Annotated in this window: 16 protein-coding genes, 1 pseudogene and 1 riboswitch; of the genes and pseudogenes, 7 read left to right on the forward strand and 10 right to left on the reverse strand. The window is 72.1% G+C overall.

Features of this window, described 5'->3' with window-relative positions; all coding sequences use genetic code 11:
* Positions 1–12: 12 nt before the first annotated feature.
* The 6 genes from HMPREF0731_RS15040 to HMPREF0731_RS15065 all read right to left on the reverse strand — a co-directional run bounded on the left by HMPREF0731_RS15040 (position 13) and on the right by HMPREF0731_RS15065 (position 7,618).
* On the reverse strand, positions 13–738 hold the full coding sequence (locus tag HMPREF0731_RS15040) for a precorrin-2 C(20)-methyltransferase (RefSeq protein ID WP_007005015.1): 726 nt from the start codon (positions 736–738) through the stop codon (positions 13–15).
* Positions 735–1,364 (reverse strand): precorrin-8X methylmutase, encoded by a 630-nt coding sequence (locus HMPREF0731_RS15045; RefSeq protein ID WP_007005016.1) that lies wholly within the window; start codon positions 1,362–1,364, stop codon positions 735–737. The genes HMPREF0731_RS15040 and HMPREF0731_RS15045 overlap by 4 nt, the downstream gene beginning before the upstream one ends.
* Positions 1,361–2,545 carry a precorrin-3B synthase gene (gene cobG / locus HMPREF0731_RS15050; RefSeq protein ID WP_007005017.1) on the reverse strand — a complete coding sequence of 395 codons (1,185 nt, stop codon included), beginning with the start codon at positions 2,543–2,545 and terminating at the stop codon, positions 1,361–1,363. The genes HMPREF0731_RS15045 and cobG overlap by 4 nt, the downstream gene beginning before the upstream one ends.
* A gap of 150 nt (positions 2,546–2,695) precedes the next feature.
* On the reverse strand, positions 2,696–6,019 hold the full coding sequence (gene cobN / locus HMPREF0731_RS15055; RefSeq protein ID WP_007005019.1) for a cobaltochelatase subunit CobN: 3,324 nt from the start codon (positions 6,017–6,019) through the stop codon (positions 2,696–2,698).
* 139 nt (positions 6,020–6,158) lie between these two features.
* A complete protein-coding gene (gene cobW / locus HMPREF0731_RS15060; protein ID WP_007005021.1) occupies positions 6,159–7,196 on the reverse strand; it encodes a cobalamin biosynthesis protein CobW in 1,038 nt (345 codons plus the stop codon).
* A complete protein-coding gene (locus HMPREF0731_RS15065; protein WP_007005022.1) occupies positions 7,193–7,618 on the reverse strand; it encodes a DUF1636 family protein in 426 nt (141 codons plus the stop codon). Before HMPREF0731_RS15065 ends, cobW begins: the two co-directional genes overlap by 4 nt.
* A 143-nt stretch (positions 7,619–7,761) precedes the next feature.
* Positions 7,762–7,978, reverse strand: a riboswitch (cobalamin riboswitch).
* 180 nt (positions 7,979–8,158) lie between these two features.
* Here HMPREF0731_RS15065 and HMPREF0731_RS15070 point away from each other — a divergent pair.
* The 6 genes from HMPREF0731_RS15070 to HMPREF0731_RS24420 all read left to right on the forward strand — a co-directional run bounded on the left by HMPREF0731_RS15070 (position 8,159) and on the right by HMPREF0731_RS24420 (position 13,079).
* Positions 8,159–8,683: a PAS domain-containing protein gene (locus HMPREF0731_RS15070; protein ID WP_007005023.1), complete on the forward strand. Its 525-nt coding sequence runs from the start codon at positions 8,159–8,161 to the stop codon at positions 8,681–8,683.
* A complete protein-coding gene (locus tag HMPREF0731_RS15075) occupies positions 8,667–9,965 on the forward strand; it encodes a methyl-accepting chemotaxis protein (protein WP_083854534.1) in 1,299 nt (432 codons plus the stop codon). The genes HMPREF0731_RS15070 and HMPREF0731_RS15075 overlap by 17 nt, the downstream gene beginning before the upstream one ends.
* A gap of 173 nt (positions 9,966–10,138) precedes the next feature.
* Entirely contained in the window at positions 10,139–10,648 is a 510-nt protein-coding gene (gene cobU, locus HMPREF0731_RS15080; RefSeq protein ID WP_007005025.1) for a bifunctional adenosylcobinamide kinase/adenosylcobinamide-phosphate guanylyltransferase, read from the forward strand.
* Positions 10,645–11,244 carry a cob(I)yrinic acid a,c-diamide adenosyltransferase gene (gene cobO / locus HMPREF0731_RS15085; RefSeq protein WP_007005026.1) on the forward strand — a complete coding sequence of 200 codons (600 nt, stop codon included), beginning with the start codon at positions 10,645–10,647 and terminating at the stop codon, positions 11,242–11,244. Before cobU ends, cobO begins: the two co-directional genes overlap by 4 nt.
* 126 nt (positions 11,245–11,370) lie before the next feature.
* Positions 11,371–12,834 (forward strand): cobyric acid synthase, encoded by a 1,464-nt coding sequence (locus tag HMPREF0731_RS15090; protein ID WP_007005028.1) that lies wholly within the window; start codon positions 11,371–11,373, stop codon positions 12,832–12,834.
* 92 nt (positions 12,835–12,926) lie between these two features.
* Positions 12,927–13,079, forward strand: a complete 153-nt coding sequence (locus HMPREF0731_RS24420) for a hypothetical protein (protein WP_007005029.1) — start codon at positions 12,927–12,929, stop codon at positions 13,077–13,079.
* A gap of 368 nt (positions 13,080–13,447) precedes the next feature.
* Here the strand turns inward: HMPREF0731_RS24420 and ggpS are convergent, their stop codons facing one another.
* The 4 genes from ggpS to cbiB form a co-directional block, all read right to left on the reverse strand.
* Positions 13,448–14,971 (reverse strand): glucosylglycerol-phosphate synthase, encoded by a 1,524-nt coding sequence (ggpS, locus tag HMPREF0731_RS15095; RefSeq protein ID WP_007005030.1) that lies wholly within the window; start codon positions 14,969–14,971, stop codon positions 13,448–13,450.
* Positions 14,968–15,723, reverse strand: coding sequence for an HAD family hydrolase (locus HMPREF0731_RS15100; protein ID WP_007005031.1), 756 nt, complete (start codon positions 15,721–15,723; stop codon positions 14,968–14,970). Before HMPREF0731_RS15100 ends, ggpS begins: the two co-directional genes overlap by 4 nt.
* Positions 15,720–16,850 carry an NAD(P)H-dependent glycerol-3-phosphate dehydrogenase gene (locus HMPREF0731_RS15105; protein ID WP_007005032.1) on the reverse strand — a complete coding sequence of 377 codons (1,131 nt, stop codon included), beginning with the start codon at positions 16,848–16,850 and terminating at the stop codon, positions 15,720–15,722. Before HMPREF0731_RS15105 ends, HMPREF0731_RS15100 begins: the two co-directional genes overlap by 4 nt.
* Positions 16,851–17,370: 520 nt before the next feature.
* Positions 17,371–18,363: an adenosylcobinamide-phosphate synthase CbiB gene (gene cbiB / locus HMPREF0731_RS15110; protein WP_007005033.1), complete on the reverse strand. Its 993-nt coding sequence runs from the start codon at positions 18,361–18,363 to the stop codon at positions 17,371–17,373.
* 23 nt (positions 18,364–18,386) lie between these two features.
* Between cbiB and HMPREF0731_RS25580 the strand changes: the two are divergent.
* A pseudogene (locus HMPREF0731_RS25580) lies at positions 18,387–18,568 on the forward strand (threonine-phosphate decarboxylase CobD); the annotation flags it as partial.

Below are 18,568 nucleotides of genomic sequence, written 5' to 3' on the forward strand. Positions count from 1 at the left end.
CGATTTCTTTTTTCATCTGACACCCTGCCGCCCCGGAATCAGCACCAGCGCGAAATACGGCGCCGGGCTGTCATCGCGTTCGGCGAGCTTCATCACCACCTCGCCCGGCATGGTGCCGCGCTCGGCATAGATGGCGCGCGGCAGCAGCCCGGTGCGTTCCAGCACCGCGCGCAGCTTGGGCAGGTTGCGGCCGAGCTTCATCACCACGGCGGCGTCGCAGCGCTGCAGCGCCTCGGCCAGCTCGGCCTCCGGCATGGTGGCGGGCAGCACGGACAGAACATCGTCGCCATGCACCATCGGCGCGGCGGCGCGCGACCAGCAGCCCGACATGGCGGTGATGCCGGGCGTCACCTCCACCGCGAAGCGCCCGCGCAGCCGGTCGAACAGATACATGGCCGAGCCGTAGAGGAAGGGATCGCCCTCGCAGAGCAGCGCCACCTCCTCGCCGGCCGAGAGGCGCCCGGCCAGGCGCTCGGCGCAGTCGTCGTAGAAAGCGCCCATGCCGCCGGCGTAGCGCGCATCCTCGACGGAGAGCTCGGTGGTGTAGGGGTATTCGAAGCGCAGGGCCTCGGCCGCCGGGTTCAGGTGCGGCGTGGCGATGGTGACGGCATGGCCCACCCGCCCGCGCTTGGCGAAGAAGGCATAGGACGGCGCGCGGCCCAGGATGCGCGCGGCGCGCAGCGTCACCAGCTCCGGATCGCCGGGGCCGACGCCCACAATGTGCAGCACGCCGCTCATTCGCGCTCCATCGCCAGCGCGTTGACGGCCGCCACCGCCATGGCGCTGCCACCCTGCCGGCCTTCCACGATCATCCAGGGCACGCGGTTCCACGCCGCCAGCGCCGCCTTGGATTCGGCGGCGCCGACAAAGCCCACCGGCAGGCCGATGATGGCGGCGGGAGGCGGCGCGCCGGCATCGATCAGCTCCAGCAGGTGGAACAGCGCGGTGGGCGCATTGCCGATGGCGACGACGGCGCCGCGCAGCCTGTCGCCCCAGAAATCCAGCGCGGCGGCGGAGCGGGTGTTGCCGATGGCGCGCGCATGATCGGGCACGCGCGGATCGTCCAGCAGGCAGAGGATCTCGTTCGCCGCCGGCAGGCGCGGGCGGGTGATGCCCTGCGCCACCATCTTGGCGTCGCACAGGATCGGCGCGCCGGCGCGCAACGCGCTTTCGGCGGCCTGCGTAAAGCCGGGGGCGAAGCGGATATGGCGCGCCACCTCCACCAGCCCGCAGGCATGGATGACGCGCACCGCCACCCGCGCCTCGGCCACGGAGAAGCCGGCGAGATCGGCCTCCGCCCGGATGGTGGCGAAGGATTTCTCGTAGATCGCCGCGCCGTCGCGGATGTAGTCGTAGCCGCTCATTCGTTTTCCAGTTCGGCCGCCGCCTCGGCGAGGGTGAGTCCGCTGCGCAGCGGCGTGTCGCCGGCGTGGGCCTGGCGCAGCAGGGCATAGCCATCGCGCCCCGCCACCAGCACCGCCGCCGCCGGCGCGGGATGCGCGCAGCCTTTGGCGCAGCCCGAGAGATGCAGCAAGCCCCGCGCCGGCACCGCGCCCTGCGCCAGCAGCGCCCGCGCATCCCGCCGCACCGGGGCCAGGCCGCTGGCGCAGCCCTCCGAGCCCGGGCAGGCGATGATGCGGCGGCGCGGGTCGGCAGGATCGGTGACCCAGCCCGCCGCTTCCGCCGCCAGCGCCGCCGGCTGCGTGACACCGCCGAGCAGCACGGCGCGCCAGGGCGTCAGGCGCAGCGTGCCATCGCCGAAGCGCTCGGCCAGATCGGCCAAAGCGAGCAGCCCGGCCCCGTCCAGCACGCCGAATTCCGGCATCAGCCCGAAACCGCCCCGCGCCCCGCCCGGATAGGGGTGGAAGCCCAGCACCTCCGGCACGGCGGGGGCGGCGGAGGCGGTGGCCTCCGGCACCAGCCCGGCGGCGGCGAACAGCGCGGCGGCGCCCAGCCGCTCCACCGCGCCGCGCATGCGCTTCGCGCCGCTGGCGCGGAACGCCTCCACCAGCGTGGCGACCTGCCCCGGCGTGGCGCCGCGCGCCTGCCAGGGTGCCTCCTGCAGCCGCAGCCAGGCGGTGCCATCGGCGGCGAGGCGCAGGGTGATGTCGCCCTCCACCCCCGCCAGCGGCAGCACGCCGCCGGCCTCCAGCACCAGGCCGAACTTGCCCGGCAGGGTGCCGGCGCTGTCCAGCACGCCGGCCAGCGCGTCCCGCCAGCCCAGCGCCCCGGCCGGGATCGTCGGGTCATCCCCCAGCAGCGGCGGGGCGATCAGGTTGCGCCGCGCCTCCCGCCCCGGATCGGCATCGGCCAGCCCGGCGGCGACCAGGGCCTGGGCCAGCGCCGGGGCGCTCTCGGCGCTGGCGCCGCGCAGCTGCAGATTGGCGCGGTTGGTCAGCTCGATGGCGCCGGGAGCGATGGCCGCCAAAGCGCGCGCCTGCGCCACGCTCAGCCGCCCGCCAAAGGGCTTCACCCGCAGCAGCACGCCATCGCCCGTGTCCATCGGGGCGTAGAGGTTGGGGCACCAGCCCTTCACCGATGCCATGAGAAGGGAGCCTTTTCAGGAAGATCTTCTTTTCTGAAGAAAAGAAGCAAAAGACTTTTTTCAGGCTGCCGCCGTCTCCCGTCACGGCGGAACGCCAAACTGACAGAAGTTTTTTGGTTCTTTTTTTCAAAAAAGAACCCTTCTGCTCCTTCAAACATCATTCCGCCGCGCATGCCACAGCCCCCTCTCACGGGCCTCGGCGAAGCGCGCCCGCAGCGCCGCCAGCGCCTCCGGATTATGCTCCTCCAGGAAGGACAGGACCGTCTCGTCGCCCAGCGTGGCCGCGTGCAGCAAATCGAACTGCCGGTCGAAGCGGGTGGGTAGGGTGGCGGCGAAGCCGTGCAGCGCCTCCACCGCGCGGGTGATCTCGGCGGCGCCGCGGCGGCCATGGCGCATCATGCCGGCGATCCAGGCCGGGTTGGCGGCGCGGCCGCGCAGCACGCGCGCCACCTCCTCCGCCACGCTGCGCAGGCGCGGGTCGCCGGGGCGGCTGGTGTCGGCATGGTAGAGCGCCGGGCTGGCGCCGAGCAGCGCGGCGGCGGCGGCAAAGCCGCCGGCATGGGCGGCGACCTCGGGGCTGTCCAGCAGATCGGTGCCGTCATGGTCCTGGCTGTGCAGGAAGGCCTCGGCCAGGGCCAGCCGGTCGCGCAGCGCCTCGGGCGCCGCGACGCCCTCCAGCCCCTGGCCATAGGCGGCGGCCGAACCGGCGATCCAGGCGCGGCCGAGATCTTCTTTCTGTTCCCAGGCGCCTTTCGCCAGCACCTCCTCCAGCCCGGTGCCATAGCTGCCGGGGGCGGCGCCGAAGATGCGGGCGGTGGCGTGGCGCAGCGCCGCACCATCCAACCCCTGCGCCGATGCGGCCAGCGCGTTCCACTCCGGCGCCTCGTCCCGCGCGGCGATGGCGCGCACCGCCTCGTCGAACAGCGCGATCTGCGCCGGGAAGGCATCGCGGAACAGGCCGGAGATGCGCAGCGTGACATCGACGCGCGGCCGGTCCAGCAGCGCCAGCGGGATGATCTCGACCCCCGTGACGCGGGCCGAGGCCGCGTCCCACACCGGCCGCGCGCCCATCAACAGTAAAGCAAGCGCCAGATCCTCCCCCCCCGTGCGCAGCGTGGCGCTGCCCCAGAGGTCGAGCATCAGATGGCGCGGCCAGTCGCCCTGCTCCTGCCGGTGGCGGCGCAGCAGGTCGTCGGCGGCCTTCTCGGCCAGGGCCAGGGCGGAGCGCGTCGGCACGCCGCGCGGGTCGATGCTGTACAGGTTCCGCCCGGTGGGCAGCACGTCGGCGCGGCCACGGGTGGGTGCGCCGGCAGGGCCGGGGGGAACGAAGCGCCCGTCGAGCGCCGCCAGCAGCGCATCGCGCTCGGCCGCCGCGCAGGCATCCAGCCGCGCCGGGTCGAAGCCGGGCGTGGCGCGGGCCAGATTCTCCAGCAGCAGGGCGCGGCGCTCCGGCGCCGGCGGGCGGCCGAAGACGTGCAGCCCGTCGCGGATCTGCAGCTCCTTCACGTCGCACAGCCAGGCATCGAGGCGGGAGAGCGCCTCCTCCTCCGGGATGTCGCGCGGGATATGGCCTTCCTCGAGCAGCCCGGCCTCCCCGGCGCGGTCCAGGATGGCGCGGCGCAGCAGGGCGGTGCGGCGGCGGTCCAGCCCGTCGGCGGCGGCGTATTCGTCGATCAGCTTTTCCAGCTCGGCCGCGGCGCCGTGATGGCCGGCGGATTTCAGCGGCGGCGTCAGATGGCCGATGGTCACCGCGCCCAGGCGGCGCTTGGCGACCGCGGCCTCGCCCGGGTTGTTGACGATGAAGGGGTAGGCCACCGGCAGCCCGCCCAGCAGGGCGCGCGGCGCGCAGGCCTCCGACAGCGCCACCGCCTTGCCCGGCAGCCATTCCAGCGTGCCATGCGTGCCGAGATGCAGCAGCGCATCCGCCCCGCGCCGCAGCGCCAGGTAGAAGGCGATGTAGCCGTGGCGCGGCGGCGTGTCCGGGTCATGATAGGCGGCCGAACGGTCCAGCGCCCCGCCGCGATCCGGCTGCACCGCCATCAGGATTTTTCCCAGCCGCAGATGGCGGGCGTGGAAGGCGCCGTCGCGGCAGGTGGGGTCGTCTTCCGGGGCGCCCCAGGCGGCGGTGACCGATTGACGCAGCGCCTTGGGCAGAGTGGCGAAGGCGGCGCGGTAGTCTTCCAGGGACAGCAGCGGGGTGGGGGTGCCGCGCGTCAGGGCCTGGGCCAGGGTGTCGGCCGTGACGGTCGCGCCGCCGATGTCGTAGCCGGCGGAAGCCAGATCGCCGAGCAGCGCGGCCAGGCTGGCAAAGCTGTCCAGCCCCACCGCATGGCCTTCCTGCCCGCCCATCGCCGGATAGTCGGAGAGCAGCACCGCCAGCCGCCGCGCGGCGCGCGGGGTGGCGGCCAGCCGCGCCCAGCCCAGCGCCCGCTCGGCGGCGAGCGCGATGCCGCTGGCATCGGGGGCCAGCAGGGTGCGGGATTGCTCCAGCCCCGGCAGGGGCTCGGCTGGGGCCTTGAAGCCGATGGCGGCGGTCAGCAGCCGCCCATCCAGCTCCGGCAGCGCCACCTGCATGGCGAGGTCGCTCTGCGACAGCCCGCGCGGCGAGGCCGCCCAGGCCTCCCGCGCCGCGCCGGAGAGCATCACCTGCAACACGGGCGCGCCCGCCGCATCCAGCGGCGACTCCCCCTCCTGCCGCGCGGCGAAGGCGGTGGCGTTCAGCACCACCGCCGGGCGCCAGGCCGAGAGCCGCGACCGCACCAGCGCGGCGGATCCCGCTTCCTTCAGGCTGGCGACATACAGCCCGCGCACCCGCAGCCCGCGCGCCCGCAGGGCCGTGGCCAGCTCCAGCATCGGCGCGATGTCGCCGGAGAGCAGGTGGGAGCGGTAGAAGACGATCACCGCCTGAGGGCCGGCCTCCTCCGCGCCCAGCGGATGCTCGCCGGAGAGCGGCAGGGGCAGGGGCGGGGTGCCGTCATCGGGGCCCAGCCCGGCCCAATGCGCGGCCAGGCGCAGCGCGGCGGCCAGATTGTTCGGCCCGCCCTCGGCCAGCAGCTTGTCCATGCGGGCGTGCATGGCCGGCGGTACGGTGGAAAGCTCCGCCAGCCGGGCATCGTCGCGCCCGCAGCCGGGCAGCAGGGCCAGCGGGATGCCCTGGCGCCGGCACAGCGCCGCCACCTCCTCCGCCCCATAGCCCCAGTATTCCAGCCCGCCCAGCAGGCGGATCACCACGCAGCGGGAGCGCGCCAGCGTGTCCTCGGCATAGAGGTCCACCGACATCGGGTGCCGCAGCCGGCCGAGATTGGCCAGCCGCAGCGTCGGGCGTGGTTCCGCGAGCCGCGACCAGCCCATCGCCGCCGCGCCGAGATCCGCGTCGCTGAAGGACAGCAGCACGAGGTCCGCCGGAGCGTGGCCGAGATCCTCGGCCTGCTCGGCATCGTCCAGGCTGCGGGTTTCGCGGACGAGGAGGTGCAAGAGAAAGGGTCTTTCAGATGTTCTTTTTTGAAAAAAAGAACCAAAAAACTTCTGTCAGTTTGGCGTCCCGCTTTTACGGGAGACGGCGGCAGCCTGACAAAAGTCTTTTTGCTTCTTTTTCTTCAGAAAAAGAAGATTCTTATCCGAGAATCTCCTTTGCGATCGCTTCCACGTCCATCCCCGTCTGCCCGATGACGACCAGATGCCCGTCCCGGTCATCCGTCCAGGCGCGGTCGAAATGCTGGCGGAAGCGGCGCCCGACGCCCTGCACGGCGAGGCGCATCGGCTTGCCCTTCAGCCGCACGAAGCCCTTGATGCGCAGGATGTCGTGCCGCGCGGCGACCTCCGGCAGGCGGCGCATCAGTTCGTCGGCCGAGTCGTATTCCGGCAGCACCAGCACGAAGCTTTCGAAGTCGTCATGCTCATGCGCGCCATCCTCGGCATCGTGGTGCGAGGGGCGGGCGGCCAAGTCATCCTCGGCGGCGGCGTTGAGGCCGAGCAGGATGGCCGGGTCCAGCGCGCCCTCCTTGGCCGGCACCAGCTTCACCGCGCGCGGCAGGCGCGGGGCGAGATCGGCGCGCAGCGCGGCGAGCGCCGCCTCGTCCAGCAGATCGGCCTTGTTCAGCACGACGATGTCGGCGGCGTTCAGCTGGTCCTCGAACACCTCGGCCAACGGGTTGTCGTGGTCGAGGGAGGGGTCGGCCGCGCGCTGGGCGGCGACCGCCTCCGGGTCGTCGGCGAAGCGCCCTTCCGCGGCGGCGGGGCTGTCCACCACCGTCACCACGCCATCGACCGTGACGCGGGAGCGGATGGCGGGCCAGTTGAAGGCCTTGATCAGCGGCTTGGGCAGGGCCAGGCCCGAGGTCTCGATCAGGATGTGCTCGGGCGGGTTGGGCCGGCCGAGCAGCGCCTCGATGGTCGGGATGAAGTCGTCGGCCACGGTGCAGCAGAGGCAGCCATTGGCCAGCTCGACGATGTTCTCCGCCTCGCAGCCGGGGATGCCGCAATCCTTCAGCGTCTCGCCATCGACGCCGAGGCTGCCGAACTCGTTGACGATGATGGCGATGCGGCGGCCCTCGGCGCGGCTCATCAGGTGGCGCAGCAGGGTGGTCTTCCCGGCGCCGAGGAAGCCGGTGACGATGGTGGCGGGAACCTTGTCCAGAACGGGGGCGCTCATGCGGCACTCTCCTGCGGGGCGTCGGTGAGGGAGGGAAGGCGGCCCAGCACGGCGCCGCGCAGCGATTCGGGGCGGCGGGAGGGCAGCACGGCCCCCGTCGGATGCGCCGCATAGGTTTCGGCATAGGCCAGCAGGTCCGCCAGCGGCGCCTGGTCCAGCCGGCCGAGCAGGTAGCTCCACTTGCCGGGCTGGGTCATGGCGCCGGCGCAGCCCTGGGCGCAGACCGAGAGGCATTTGGCGGCGCGCAGCGTCACGGGCGGCGCCGGGTGCGCGGCGAGCGCGGCGGCCAGGGTGTCGTGCAGGATCTGGCCCGGCGGCACCTCGCCCTCGGCCAGGGTGCGGCCGGCGCGGCAGGTGGTGCAGAGGATCAGGCAGGGGGTCGCGGACGGGGCGTCCTGCGGGGTGTCTGCGGCCGGCTCCATGCGTCTCTCCGGCGCCCCGGATGGGGGCGCGTGCAGGCACGGGATGCCGACCGCCCGGTGGGCGCGGGCCCGCCCGGGTCGAGGGTGCCCGGGGCAGGACGCCCGGGCCCGTCGCCGCCCGCCGGGGCACCCCGCCCGGTGGCACGATCCGATGGGTGATGGCAGGTCTCCTGGCTCGCGGATCCGGCGCGCCCCGCCGGCCTTCCCAGGCGCGAGCCCAGTGGCCGGGGTGGCGGGGCGCTCTCCGCCTACAGTTGCGGGGGCAGCCGCGGATTGGGGCCATCCCCGCGAGGGGCCAGGCCGGTCACCGCATTCCCTTTTCACCTCCCTCCCGGGAGGACCATCGCCGCGTGCTTAGGCGGCGGGCGGGGCGGGTGTCAAACCCGGCGCGCGGCCTGCTTTATGCGAAATTTCTTATATTCGCCGGCGGCTCCGGCGCGGCGATGCGGCGTCGAAACGATGCGCTGGCCGCCTAGGAAATGGTTAACAACTTTTAGCCTAAGCTCCGGCGGCGGCAGGAAAGCGGGCAGAAACCGGGACATGGCCAGGATCAAGATCACCCCGACAGGCCGGGAGGCCCCGCTCGGGGAGGAGGAGCTGATCGTCAGCAAGACGGACCCCAAGGGTCGGATCGTCTATGCGAATGACGTGTTTCTCCGGGTCGCGAAATTCACCGCCGCCGAGATCCTGGGCCAGCCGCACAGCATCGTCCGCCACCCGGAGATGCCGCGCTGCGTCTTCAAGCTGTTCTGGGACACGCTGGAGCGCGGCGAGGAATTCTTCGGCTATGTGCTGAACATGGCCTCGGATGGCGACCATTACTGGGTCTTCGCCCATGCGACGCCGACGCGCGACGCGCAGGGGCGGGTGATCGGCTACCACTCCAACCGGCGCAAGCCCGACCCGGCGCAGGTGGCCAAGGTCTGGCCGGTCTATCAGCAGCTGCTGCGGATCGAGCAGGCGGCGGCGGACCGCAAGCAGGGCATGCAGCAGGGCACCGCCGCGCTGCACGACCTGCTGGCGAAACAGGGAACCAGCTATGAGCGCTTTGTCTTCTCTCTCTGAGCCGCGCTGGCCCCTCGGTCTCGCCACCCTGCTCGCCGCCGGGCATGCCGGCTATGTCGCCCTCTCCGGCGCCACGGCGCTGGAGGCGGGGCTGGCCGCGCTGCCGGCGCTGGCCTGCGGCGCCGCGCTGGCCGCGCTGCTGCGGCAGGAAGGCGTGATGCGCCGCACCGCCGCGGTGGCCGAGGCCGCCGCCAAGGGCGACCTGGAAGCCCGCGTGCTGGAGGTGCCGGCGCCCGGCGCGCTCGGCCTGCTGCAGCGGCGGGTGAACCACCTGCTCGACATCACCGATGCCTATGTGCGCGAATCCGCTGGCGCCATGCGGGCGGCCAGCGGCGGGCGCTACTACCGCAAGGTGCTGCGGCGCGGCCTGCCCGGCGCCTTCCGCAGCGGCGCCGACGACATCAACGCCGCCGCCACCGCCATGGAGGCCAAGGCGCGCGAATTCACCGCCTTCGCCGAGGGGTTCGAGGCCAGCGTCGGCGGCGTCATCCGCAACGTGGCCAGCGCCGCCGGCGGCCTGCGCGACACCGCCACCGGCATGTCCGCCACCGCCGAGCAGACCAGCCAGCGCGCCGCCGCCGCCGCCACCGCCACCCACCAGGCGGAGAGCAGCTCGCAGAACGTCGCCGTCGCGGCGCGGCAGCTTTCCTCCGCCGTGTCGGAGATCACGCGGCAGGTCGGCCGCGCCTCGCAGATCGCGCGTTCGGCCGTCACCGCCGTCGAGCAGACCAATGCCACGGTGGCCGGGCTGAACGAGGCGGCGCAGCAGGTGGGGGAGGTGGTGCAGCTGATCTCCGGCATCGCCGGCCAGACCAACCTGCTGGCGCTGAACGCGACGATCGAGGCGGCGCGCGCCGGCGAGGCCGGCAAGGGCTTCGCCGTGGTGGCCGGCGAGGTGAAGGGCCTGGCCAGCCAGACGGCGCGCGCCACCGACCAGATCACCCAGCAGATCGCCGCCATGCAGAGCGCCCTGGCCGAGGCGGTGGAGGCCATCACCCGCATCGGCAGCACGGTGCGCGAGACGGATGAGGTGGCCACCGCCATCGCCGCCGCGGTGGAGGAGCAGAGCGCCGCCACCGCCGAGATCGCCCGCAGCGTCGAGCAGGCCGCCGCCGGCACCGCCGAGGTCGGCCGCAACATCGACGCGGTGCGCGAGGCCGCCAGCGCCACCGACAGCGCCGCCACCGCGATGCGCGAGGCCGCCACTGGCCTCTCCGGCGAGGCGGAGCGGCTGAACCGCGAGGTCGGCGGCTTCATGGAGAAGGCGCGGCGGGCAGTGTAAATTTGGAAGCAAAAAGCGTTCTTTTTTGAAAAAAAGAACCAAAAAACTTTTATCAGTTTGGCGCCTCGCTTGGCCGGGAGACGGCGGCAGCCTGAAAAAAGTCTTTTTGCTTCTTTTTCTTCAGAAAAAGAAGGTTCTTGCTCCCTTTCTGACGTCAGGCTACCCCGGCCGGCATGAGCTTCACCCTGGTCCTGGGCGGGGCCCGCTCCGGCAAGTCGCGCCATGCCGAGGGGCTGATCGCCCGCCACCCCGCCCCCTGGGCCTATCTGGCCACCGCCGAGGCCTGGGACGCCGAGATGCGCGCGCGCATCGCGGAGCACCAAGCGCGGCGCGATTCCCGCTGGCAGACGCTGAACACCCCGCTCGACCTGCCCGCCGCCCTGGCCGAGGCCGGGCCGCGCCCGGCGCTGGTCGATTGCCTGACGCTGTGGCTGACCAACCTGATGCTGGGCGAGCACGACATCCCCGCCGCGACCGATGCGCTGGAGGCGGCGCTGGCCGCCCGCGCCGCCCCCACCGTGCTGGTGGCGAGCGAGGTGGGCCTGGGCATCGTGCCGGAGAACGCGCTGGCGCGGCGCTTCCGCGATGCCGCCGGCGTGCTGAACCAGCGCCTGGCCGCGCGCGCGGCGCGGGTGCATTTCGTCGCCGCCGGCCTGCCGCTGGTGCTGAAGGGGGAGCCATGACCGAGGACACCGCGCGCCACCGCGAGAAGATGGCGAAGCGCAAAGCCGTCCAGGATGCCGAGGTGGCCGCCAAGACCATCGAGAAAGGCCTGCTGATGGTCCATACCGGGGCGGGCAAGGGCAAATCCACCGCCGCCTTCGGCCTGGCGCTGCGCATGCTGGGCCGCGGGCGCGGCGTCGGCGTGGTGCAGTTCATCAAGGGCGCCTGGAGCACCGGGGAACGGCCGGTGCTGGAGGCGCTGCCCAAGCTCGAATGGCACAGCATGGGCGAGGGCTTCACCTGGGAGACCCAGGACCGTGAGCGCGACATCGCCGCCTGCCGCCGCGCCTGGGAGAAGGCGCTGGAGCTGATGCAGCGTCCCGGCCTCGGCCTGCTGGTGCTGGACGAGCTCTGCATCGCGCTGCGCTATGGCTACCTGCCGGTGGAGGAGGTGCTGGCGGGTCTCGCCGGGCGGCCGCCGATGCTGCATGTGGTCGTCACCGGCCGCAACGCGCCGCCCGCCTTGCTGGAGGCAGCCGATCTGGTGACGGAGATGACGCCGGTGAAGCATCACTTCGCGGCCGGGGTGAAGGCGCAGGAAGGTATTGAGTTTTAAGAGTTCTTTTTTGGAAAAAAAGAACCAAAAAACTTTTATCAGTTGGCGTCCCGCTGTGCCGAGAGACGGCGGCAGCCTGAAAAAAGTCTTTTTGCTTCTTTTTCTTCAGAAAAAGAAGGATCTGATATGACCGCACGCGCCCTGATGCTGCAAGGCACCGGCTCTTCCGTGGGCAAATCGCTGCTGGTGGCCGGTCTGGCGCGGGCGCTGGTGCGGCGGGGGCTGACGGTGCGGCCCTTCAAGCCGCAGAACATGTCCAACAACGCAGCCGTCACCGCCGATGGGGGCGAGATCGGCCGCGCCCAGGCCTTGCAGGCGCGCGCGGCCGGCGTGGCGCCCAGCGTGCACATGAACCCGGTGCTGCTGAAGCCGCAAAGCGAGATCGGCGCGCAGCTGGTGGTGCAGGGGCGGGTGCGCGGCTCGGCGCGGGCGCGGGAGTACCAAGCGATGAAGCCCGGCCTGCTGCCCGATGTGCTGGACAGCTTCGCCCGGCTGCGGGCGGAGGCCGACATCGTGCTGGTGGAGGGGGCGGGCAGCGCGTCGGAGATCAATCTGCGGCGCGGCGACATCGCCAATATGGGCTTCGCGCGGGCCACCGGGACGCCGGTGGTGCTGGTGGGGGATATCGACCGTGGCGGGGTCATCGCCTCCTTGGTCGGCACGCATACGGTGCTGGAGCCCGAGGACCGCGCGATGATCCGCGGCTTCGTGGTCAACCGGATGCGCGGCGATCTCTCGCTGTTCGAGGAAGGCATGGCGCAGATCGCGGCGCGCACCGGCTGGGCGCCGCTCGGCCTGGTGCCGTTCTTCGAGGGGGCGCGCCGCCTGCCGGCGGAGGACGCACAGGACCTGCTGGAGCATCTGCCGCGCCGTGCTGGCGCGGGTTGCCGCATCGCCGTGCCGCTGCTGCCGCGCATCGCCAATTTCGACGATCTGGACCCGCTGGCGGCGGAGCCGGGGGTGGAGCTGATCCCGCTGCGCCCGGGCATGGCGCTGCCGGAGGGGGTGGATCTGGTGATCCTGCCCGGCTCCAAGGCCACCATCGCCGACCTGGCGGCGCTGCGGGCGGAGGGGTGGGACACCGACATCCTGGCGCATCACCGGCGCGGCGGGCGGGTGCTGGGCCTGTGCGGCGGCTACCAGATGCTGGGCCGGTCCATCGCCGATCCGGACGGGGTGGAGGGTCCGGCGGGCGCGGTGCCCGGCCTTGGCCTGCTGGCGGTGGAGACGGTGCTGGCGGGGGAGAAGCGCCTGGCGCCGGCCTCGGGCACGACCCTGGCCGATGGGCTGGGCTTCACCGGCTATGAGATGCATATCGGCCGCACCACCGGCCCCGACACGGCGCGCCCGCTGCTGCATCTGGCGGATGGGCGGGCGGAGGGCGCGACCTCCGCCGATGGGCGCGTGGCGGGGACCTATGTGCATGGCTTCTTCTCGGCCGATGCGCAGCGCGCCGCCTGGCTGGCGCGGCTCGGCGCCAAGGCCGCGCCGCGCGACCATGAGGCGGAGGTGGAGGCGGCGCTGGACGCGCTGGCCGAACATCTGGAGCGGCACATGGACATCCCGGCGCTGCTGGCGCTGGCCAGCTAGGACGTGGCCGCGTTGACCATTTCGGGAGCCGTAAACCGAATCCTCACGCTTGGAGTTTTACCTTCGAAAGCAACCGATTGGACCCCCCGGCCATGACCCTGCTGCACATCATGCTGCGCCCCTTCACCCGCTCCGAGCCGAGCAGTGCCGCGCTCGCCGCCCGCCTGTATCGCGCCAGCCGCGCCCATGGCGGCCGGTTGCGCCTGCAGGATTGCCTGCGCATGGCCCGCACCCTGCACGCCTGATTTGTCTGCCGGGCTGCCGCCGCCGGATTGAGGGGCGGGGCGCTGCACTCAAGGGTGGCGCTGCTGTCTCGACAGGCGAGTGGCGCGCTGGCAGCGGATGATCGGCATCTTTCAAGCCTTCGCTCCCGAAACGGGGCGAGGGCTTTCTGCTGTGCGCGGCGCATGAAAAAGCCCTGGCCCGGAATGGTTCAGGCCAGGGCAGGCAGGTTTGCGTGCCGGCATCGGTGGACAAGGAGCGCCGCATCCGCAGCCTTCCTCGCCGCCGGCGACGGAAGGCAAGAAAAGCCGCGCCTGCCGCCCTGGGCCGGAGAGGAAGGCGGCCGTTGCAGCGCCCCCGTCCCGGCCCTGACCGGCAGCTGACAAAAAAATCAAGCGGCGGTGGAGAGCGGGGCGGGGGGGCGGAAGCCGATCGCCTCGAACTCCGCGAAGATGTGGTCGGTCCACAGGCTGATATCGCCCTCCTGCACGGCGCGGCCCATGCGTTCCATGCGGGCGATGGCCTCGGCCTGCGGCATGTCCAGCGCCTCGTCCAGCGCGCGGTCGAGGTTGCGCTTGGAATAGGGGTTGGTCATCACCGCATCCGGCAGCTCGACGGCGCAGCCGGCGAATTCGGACAGCACCAGCGCGCCGGGCTGGCCCTGCTTGGCGGCGACGTACTCCTTGGCCACCAGGTTCAGCCCGTCGCGCAGCGGCGTGGTCAGGCAGAGATCCGCGACATGGTAGTAGGCCAGCAGCGTCTCGAACGGGATCGAGTTGCTGAACAGCACCACCGGCGTCCAGTCGAGGCGGGAGAAGCGGCCATTGATGCGGCCGGCCAGCGCCTCGATGTCGCGCTGGGTGTCCTCATAGACCTTCATCTGCGCCGCGGCGCGGACCGAGGTGGCGACCAGCTTCACCTCCCCCACCAGCTCGGGGCGGCGTTCCAGCAGGCGCTCGAAGCCCTGCAGCGCCTCGATCATGCCCTTGGTGTAGTCGGTGCGGCCGACCGCCATGATCATGCGGCGGCCGGAGAGCCCGTCGCGGATCTCCTGCTGGATGGCGCGGTTCTCCGGGCGCCGCACCACATCGGCGATCAGCGCGGCATCGGTGCCGACGGGGGCGGTGTCGATGCGCACCTCCCGGCCGCGAGCGCGCAGCAGGGTCGGCATGGTGGGCTCGGACAGCGCCTGGCCGGGCGCGCCGAAGGCGGCGGGCACCGGGGCCTCTTCCGCCAGCTCGGCACCGCCCAGCGCGCGGGCGAGCGCCGCGAAATTGGCGGCGTAGCGCGGCGTGTGGAAGCCGACGCTGTCGCAGGCCAGCAGGCTGTCCAGGATCTCCTGCCGCCAGGGCAGGATGTTGAAGACATCCGGCGCCGGGAAGGGCGTGTGGTGGAAGAAGGCGATGCGCGCGTGCGGCTTCAGCTGCCGCAGATAGGCCGGCACCAGCCACAGATTGTAGTCATGCACCCAGATGACGGCGTCATCCTCGGCCTGCGCCGCGGCCGCTTCCGCGAATTTGCGGTTCACCGCGCGGAAAGTGTCCCAATCGGCATTGTCGTAGTGGAACAGCGAGGGGAAGGAGTGCAGCACCGGCCACAGCGCCTCCTTCGAGGTGACGTGGTAGAAGCTCTCCACCTCCTCGGCCGTCAGCCCGAGGCGGGAGACGGTGTAGCCGCCATTCTCGTCATCGATGTGCACGGCACGCTCGAAGCGCTCGCCGGGCCTGGCCAGCTTCCACGCCACCCAGGCGCCGGCGCCGGGCGCGGTGCGCCGGAAGAAGGATTTCAGCGTCGGCACGATGCCGTTCGGGCTGCGGTTCGGGCGGAACACCGTCTGCCCGTTCTCCACCGCCTCCTCATAGGGCTGGCGGTGATAGACGATGACGAGCGAGGATTTCGGGGTCTCGGTGCTCATGCCACGGCCTCCGGCAACAGGGAAAAGTGACGGATGGCATCGAGGATGCCGGCGGCGCCCGGAAGGGCGGAACGGTAGGTCTCGGGCCAGTCGCGCAGCGCTTCCACCAGGCGCGGCTCGGAATTGCCGACGGCGACGCCCTTCAGCCCGGTCTGGAACAGCGACAGGTCGTTCATCGTGTCGCCCGCCGTCAGCACGCGGTCGGCCGGCAGGCCCAGGGCGTGGACCAGCCGCAGCAGCGTCGGCCCCTTGGCGATGCCGCGCGGCAGCACGTCGAGATAGGTGTCGGCCGAGGTCAGCACGTCGAACCCCTCCGCCTCCACCTTGCGCAGCGTGGAGTCCTGCAGCAGCGCCGGGTCGTAGTAGTAGCTGAGGCGGTGGCGGAACGGGGTGGGCTGCAGCCGCAGCCCGGGCTCGCCCTGCAGCAGCGCCGTCATGCGCGCGCCGGCATTGTTCCAGCGCGCCGCGATCTCCGCCTCCAGCGTCGGGATCGGCGCCAGCGTCTCGCCGTCGAAGACCGAGGTGCCGACATCGCCGATGACGTAGCGCGGCTGCGGCATGCCCGGCTCGCGCAGCAGGGCGCGGATGAAGTCGCGGTCCCGCCCTGTGACGAAGACCAGCAGCACATCGTCGCGGCTGTTGATCTGCTCGTACAGCGCGCGGCGCTGCGCCGTGCTGCCGCCCAGGAAGGTGCCGTCGAGATCCGTCGCCAGCACCAGGTTCAGCGGGTGGGTCTGCGCGGCGCCCCTCATGCGAAGACGCGCTCCCGCCGCGGCGTGGCGAGCGCCGGATGCGCGATGCTGGCGCGGTGCTCCAGATTGCGCGGCTCGGCGCGCAGCGGGCCGGTCAGCAGGGCTGCAATGGCGCGCTCCACCGGCAGGCCGTGATGCACGACGCGGTCCACCGCCTCGCAGATCGGCATGGCGACGCCGAGGCGCTGGGCCAGCGCCAGGACGGAGCGCGCATTGGCCACGCCCTCCACCACCGCGCCCTGCGCCGTCCGCGGCGCGCGGCCGGCGCCCAGCGCCTGGCCGAAGGAGAAATTGCGCGACTGGGGGGAGGAGCAGGTGAGCATCACATCGCCGGCGCCCGACAGGCCCAGCACCGTCTCTGGCCTGCCGCCCAGCGCCGTGGCCAGCCGGCTGATCTCGGCGAGCCCGCGCGCCAGCAGCGCCGCGCGCGGATTGGCGCCGAGGCCGCGCCCATCGATCACGCCCGAGGCGATGGCCAGCACGTTCTTCACCGCGCCGCTGACCTCGACCCCCACCGGGTCGTCCGACAGGTAGGGGCGGAAATGCCGGCTGGCGAAGCTGACGGCGATGCGCGCCGCGTGGTGGCCCTCGGCGAAGATCCCGTCCGGGCCGGGCTCGGCGGCGATGGTGACGGCGGTCGGCTGGTCCTCCGCCACCTCGGCGGCGAAGCTCGGGCCGGAGAGCACGGCCTGCGGCCGGCCCGGCATCTCCTCGGCGATCACCTGCGTCATCAGCGCGCCACTGTCGGCCTCGATCCCCTTGGCGCAGAGCACCACCGGCACACCATCCGGCAGCAGTCGCTCGACCCGCGAGGCGATGCCGCGCAGATGCTGGGACGGCACCACCAGCACGGCCAACTCCGCACCGCGCAGCGCGGCGGCGAGGTCGGCGGTGGTGGCGATGGCCGGCGGAATCGCGTGATCGGGCAGGAAGGGATTGCGCCCGGTGCGGGCGATCTGGGCAATAGCCTCGGCCTCGCGCACCCAGAGGCTGGTGCGGCGGCCGGCCCGCTGCGCGGCCAGCGCCAGGGCGGTGCCCCAGGCGCCACCGCCGATGACGGCGACGCGGCGATACGGGGCGGGTTCGTGGAACGCGATGTCCCGGGTGGCGGATCCGTTATGGAGCACGGAAGGGCCCTCCGTTCTTGGGGCGGCCGGACGCGGCCGCGCTCTGTGTCGAAAAGCGGCAAAGGCCGCGGGCGGATGCACTCTCTGGCGGTTGTTGAGAGACCAAGCTGCTATGCTGCGCCGCGAAAATCAAGTCCGTCCGGGAGATATCGTGGCGATTCTGCGGCGGAATCTCATGCGGACTCTGGGATCATTCATGGATCGGTCGGTCGCATGTAAATTTTATTTTGACGATATTTCTCGTTTGTCTATTTCAAGAAAAATCGTTTTGCGGGGAAGTGAAGCAAGGCTGGGGGAATGAATTCCCCCAGACCCCCATCTTTTTCCTGCAAACTGCCGGTCAGGGCCGCGACGGGGTCGCTGCACGGCCACCCCACCCACCGGCCCCGCCGCGTTCCCTGTCAGGCCGCGCTCCGCCCGAATGCAGCGTCCCGCCTCACCACACGACGGCGGCAGCCAGGAAAAAAAACGTCCCGCCTCACCACGCGACGGCGGCAGCCAGGAAAAAAAACGTCCCGCCTCACCACGCGACGGCGGCGGCCAGACAGAAAAGAGGAAGGGCGCAGGCGAGGCGGTAGAGGCGGAGCGCGCGGCGCAGATCGGCCAGCGTCGCCGCGGCGCGGCCATCGCCCATCCAATGATCCTCGACCCGCACCGCGCCATAGATGCGGGGGCCGGCCAGGCGCAGCCCCAGCGCGCCGGCCATCGCCGCCTCCGGCCAGCCGGCATTGGGCGAGCGGTGGCGCCGCGCATCCCGCCACACCGCCCGCCAGGCGCCGCGCGCATCGGCCCCCGGCAGCAGCAGCGCCGCCAGCCCGATCCACAAGGCCGCGAGGCGAGAGGCCGGCAGGTTCACGACATCATCCAGCCGGGCCGAGGCCCAGCCATAGGCGCCATGGCGCTCGTTGCGATGGCCCACCATGCTGTCGGCGGTGTTGATCGCCTTGTACAGCGCGGTTCCCGGCAGGCCCGCCACGCCGCACCAGAAGGACGGCGCCACCACCCCGTCGGAGAAATTCTCCGCCAGGCTCTCGATGGCGGCGCGCACCACCCCGGCCTCGTCCAGCACGGCGGTGTCGCGGCCGACGATCATCGACACGGCGCGCCGCCCCGCCGCCAGCCGCGCGGCCGCATCGCCTGGGCCCTCCAGCGCATCGGCCACGGCGGCCACATGCTCGTACAGGCTGCGCTGCGCCGGCAGGGTGGCGGCCAGCAGCGCCAGCAGCCCGACCGCCAGGCCCCAGGGCAGCAGCGCCAGGAGGCCGATCTGCAACGCGGCCGTGGGCAGCCCCACCGCCAGCAGCAGCAGCCCCAGCCCCAGCACGCCGCGCCGCCGCCGCGCGGCGAAGGGCAGCGAAAGAACATTCAGCCGCCGCTCCAGCGCCGCGATCAGCCCGCCCATCCACACCACCGGATGCCGGATGGCGGCATACAGCGCTTTGGGGTAGCCGAAGGCGGCCTCGGCCAGCAGCGCGCCGAGCAGGATCAGCAGGGGGGTGTGCAAATATGCCATCGCCAGCGCGGGAAGGAGAGGGCATGCCGGCTAGCATGGCGGAAGCGGGGTTGGAACATGGCGGCCGCCTCGGCGCCGCGCGGGCGCGCTTTCCCGGCGCGCCGGAACCTTTCATCGACCTCTCCACCGGCATCAACCCGGTCCCCTGGCCCGTGCCGCCCCTGCCGCCCGCGGCCTGGACCCGCCTGCCGGAGCCGGAGGCGGA

The organism is Pseudoroseomonas cervicalis ATCC 49957, assembly GCF_000164635.1.
Taxonomy (GTDB): Bacteria; Pseudomonadota; Alphaproteobacteria; order Acetobacterales; family Acetobacteraceae; genus Pseudoroseomonas; species Pseudoroseomonas cervicalis.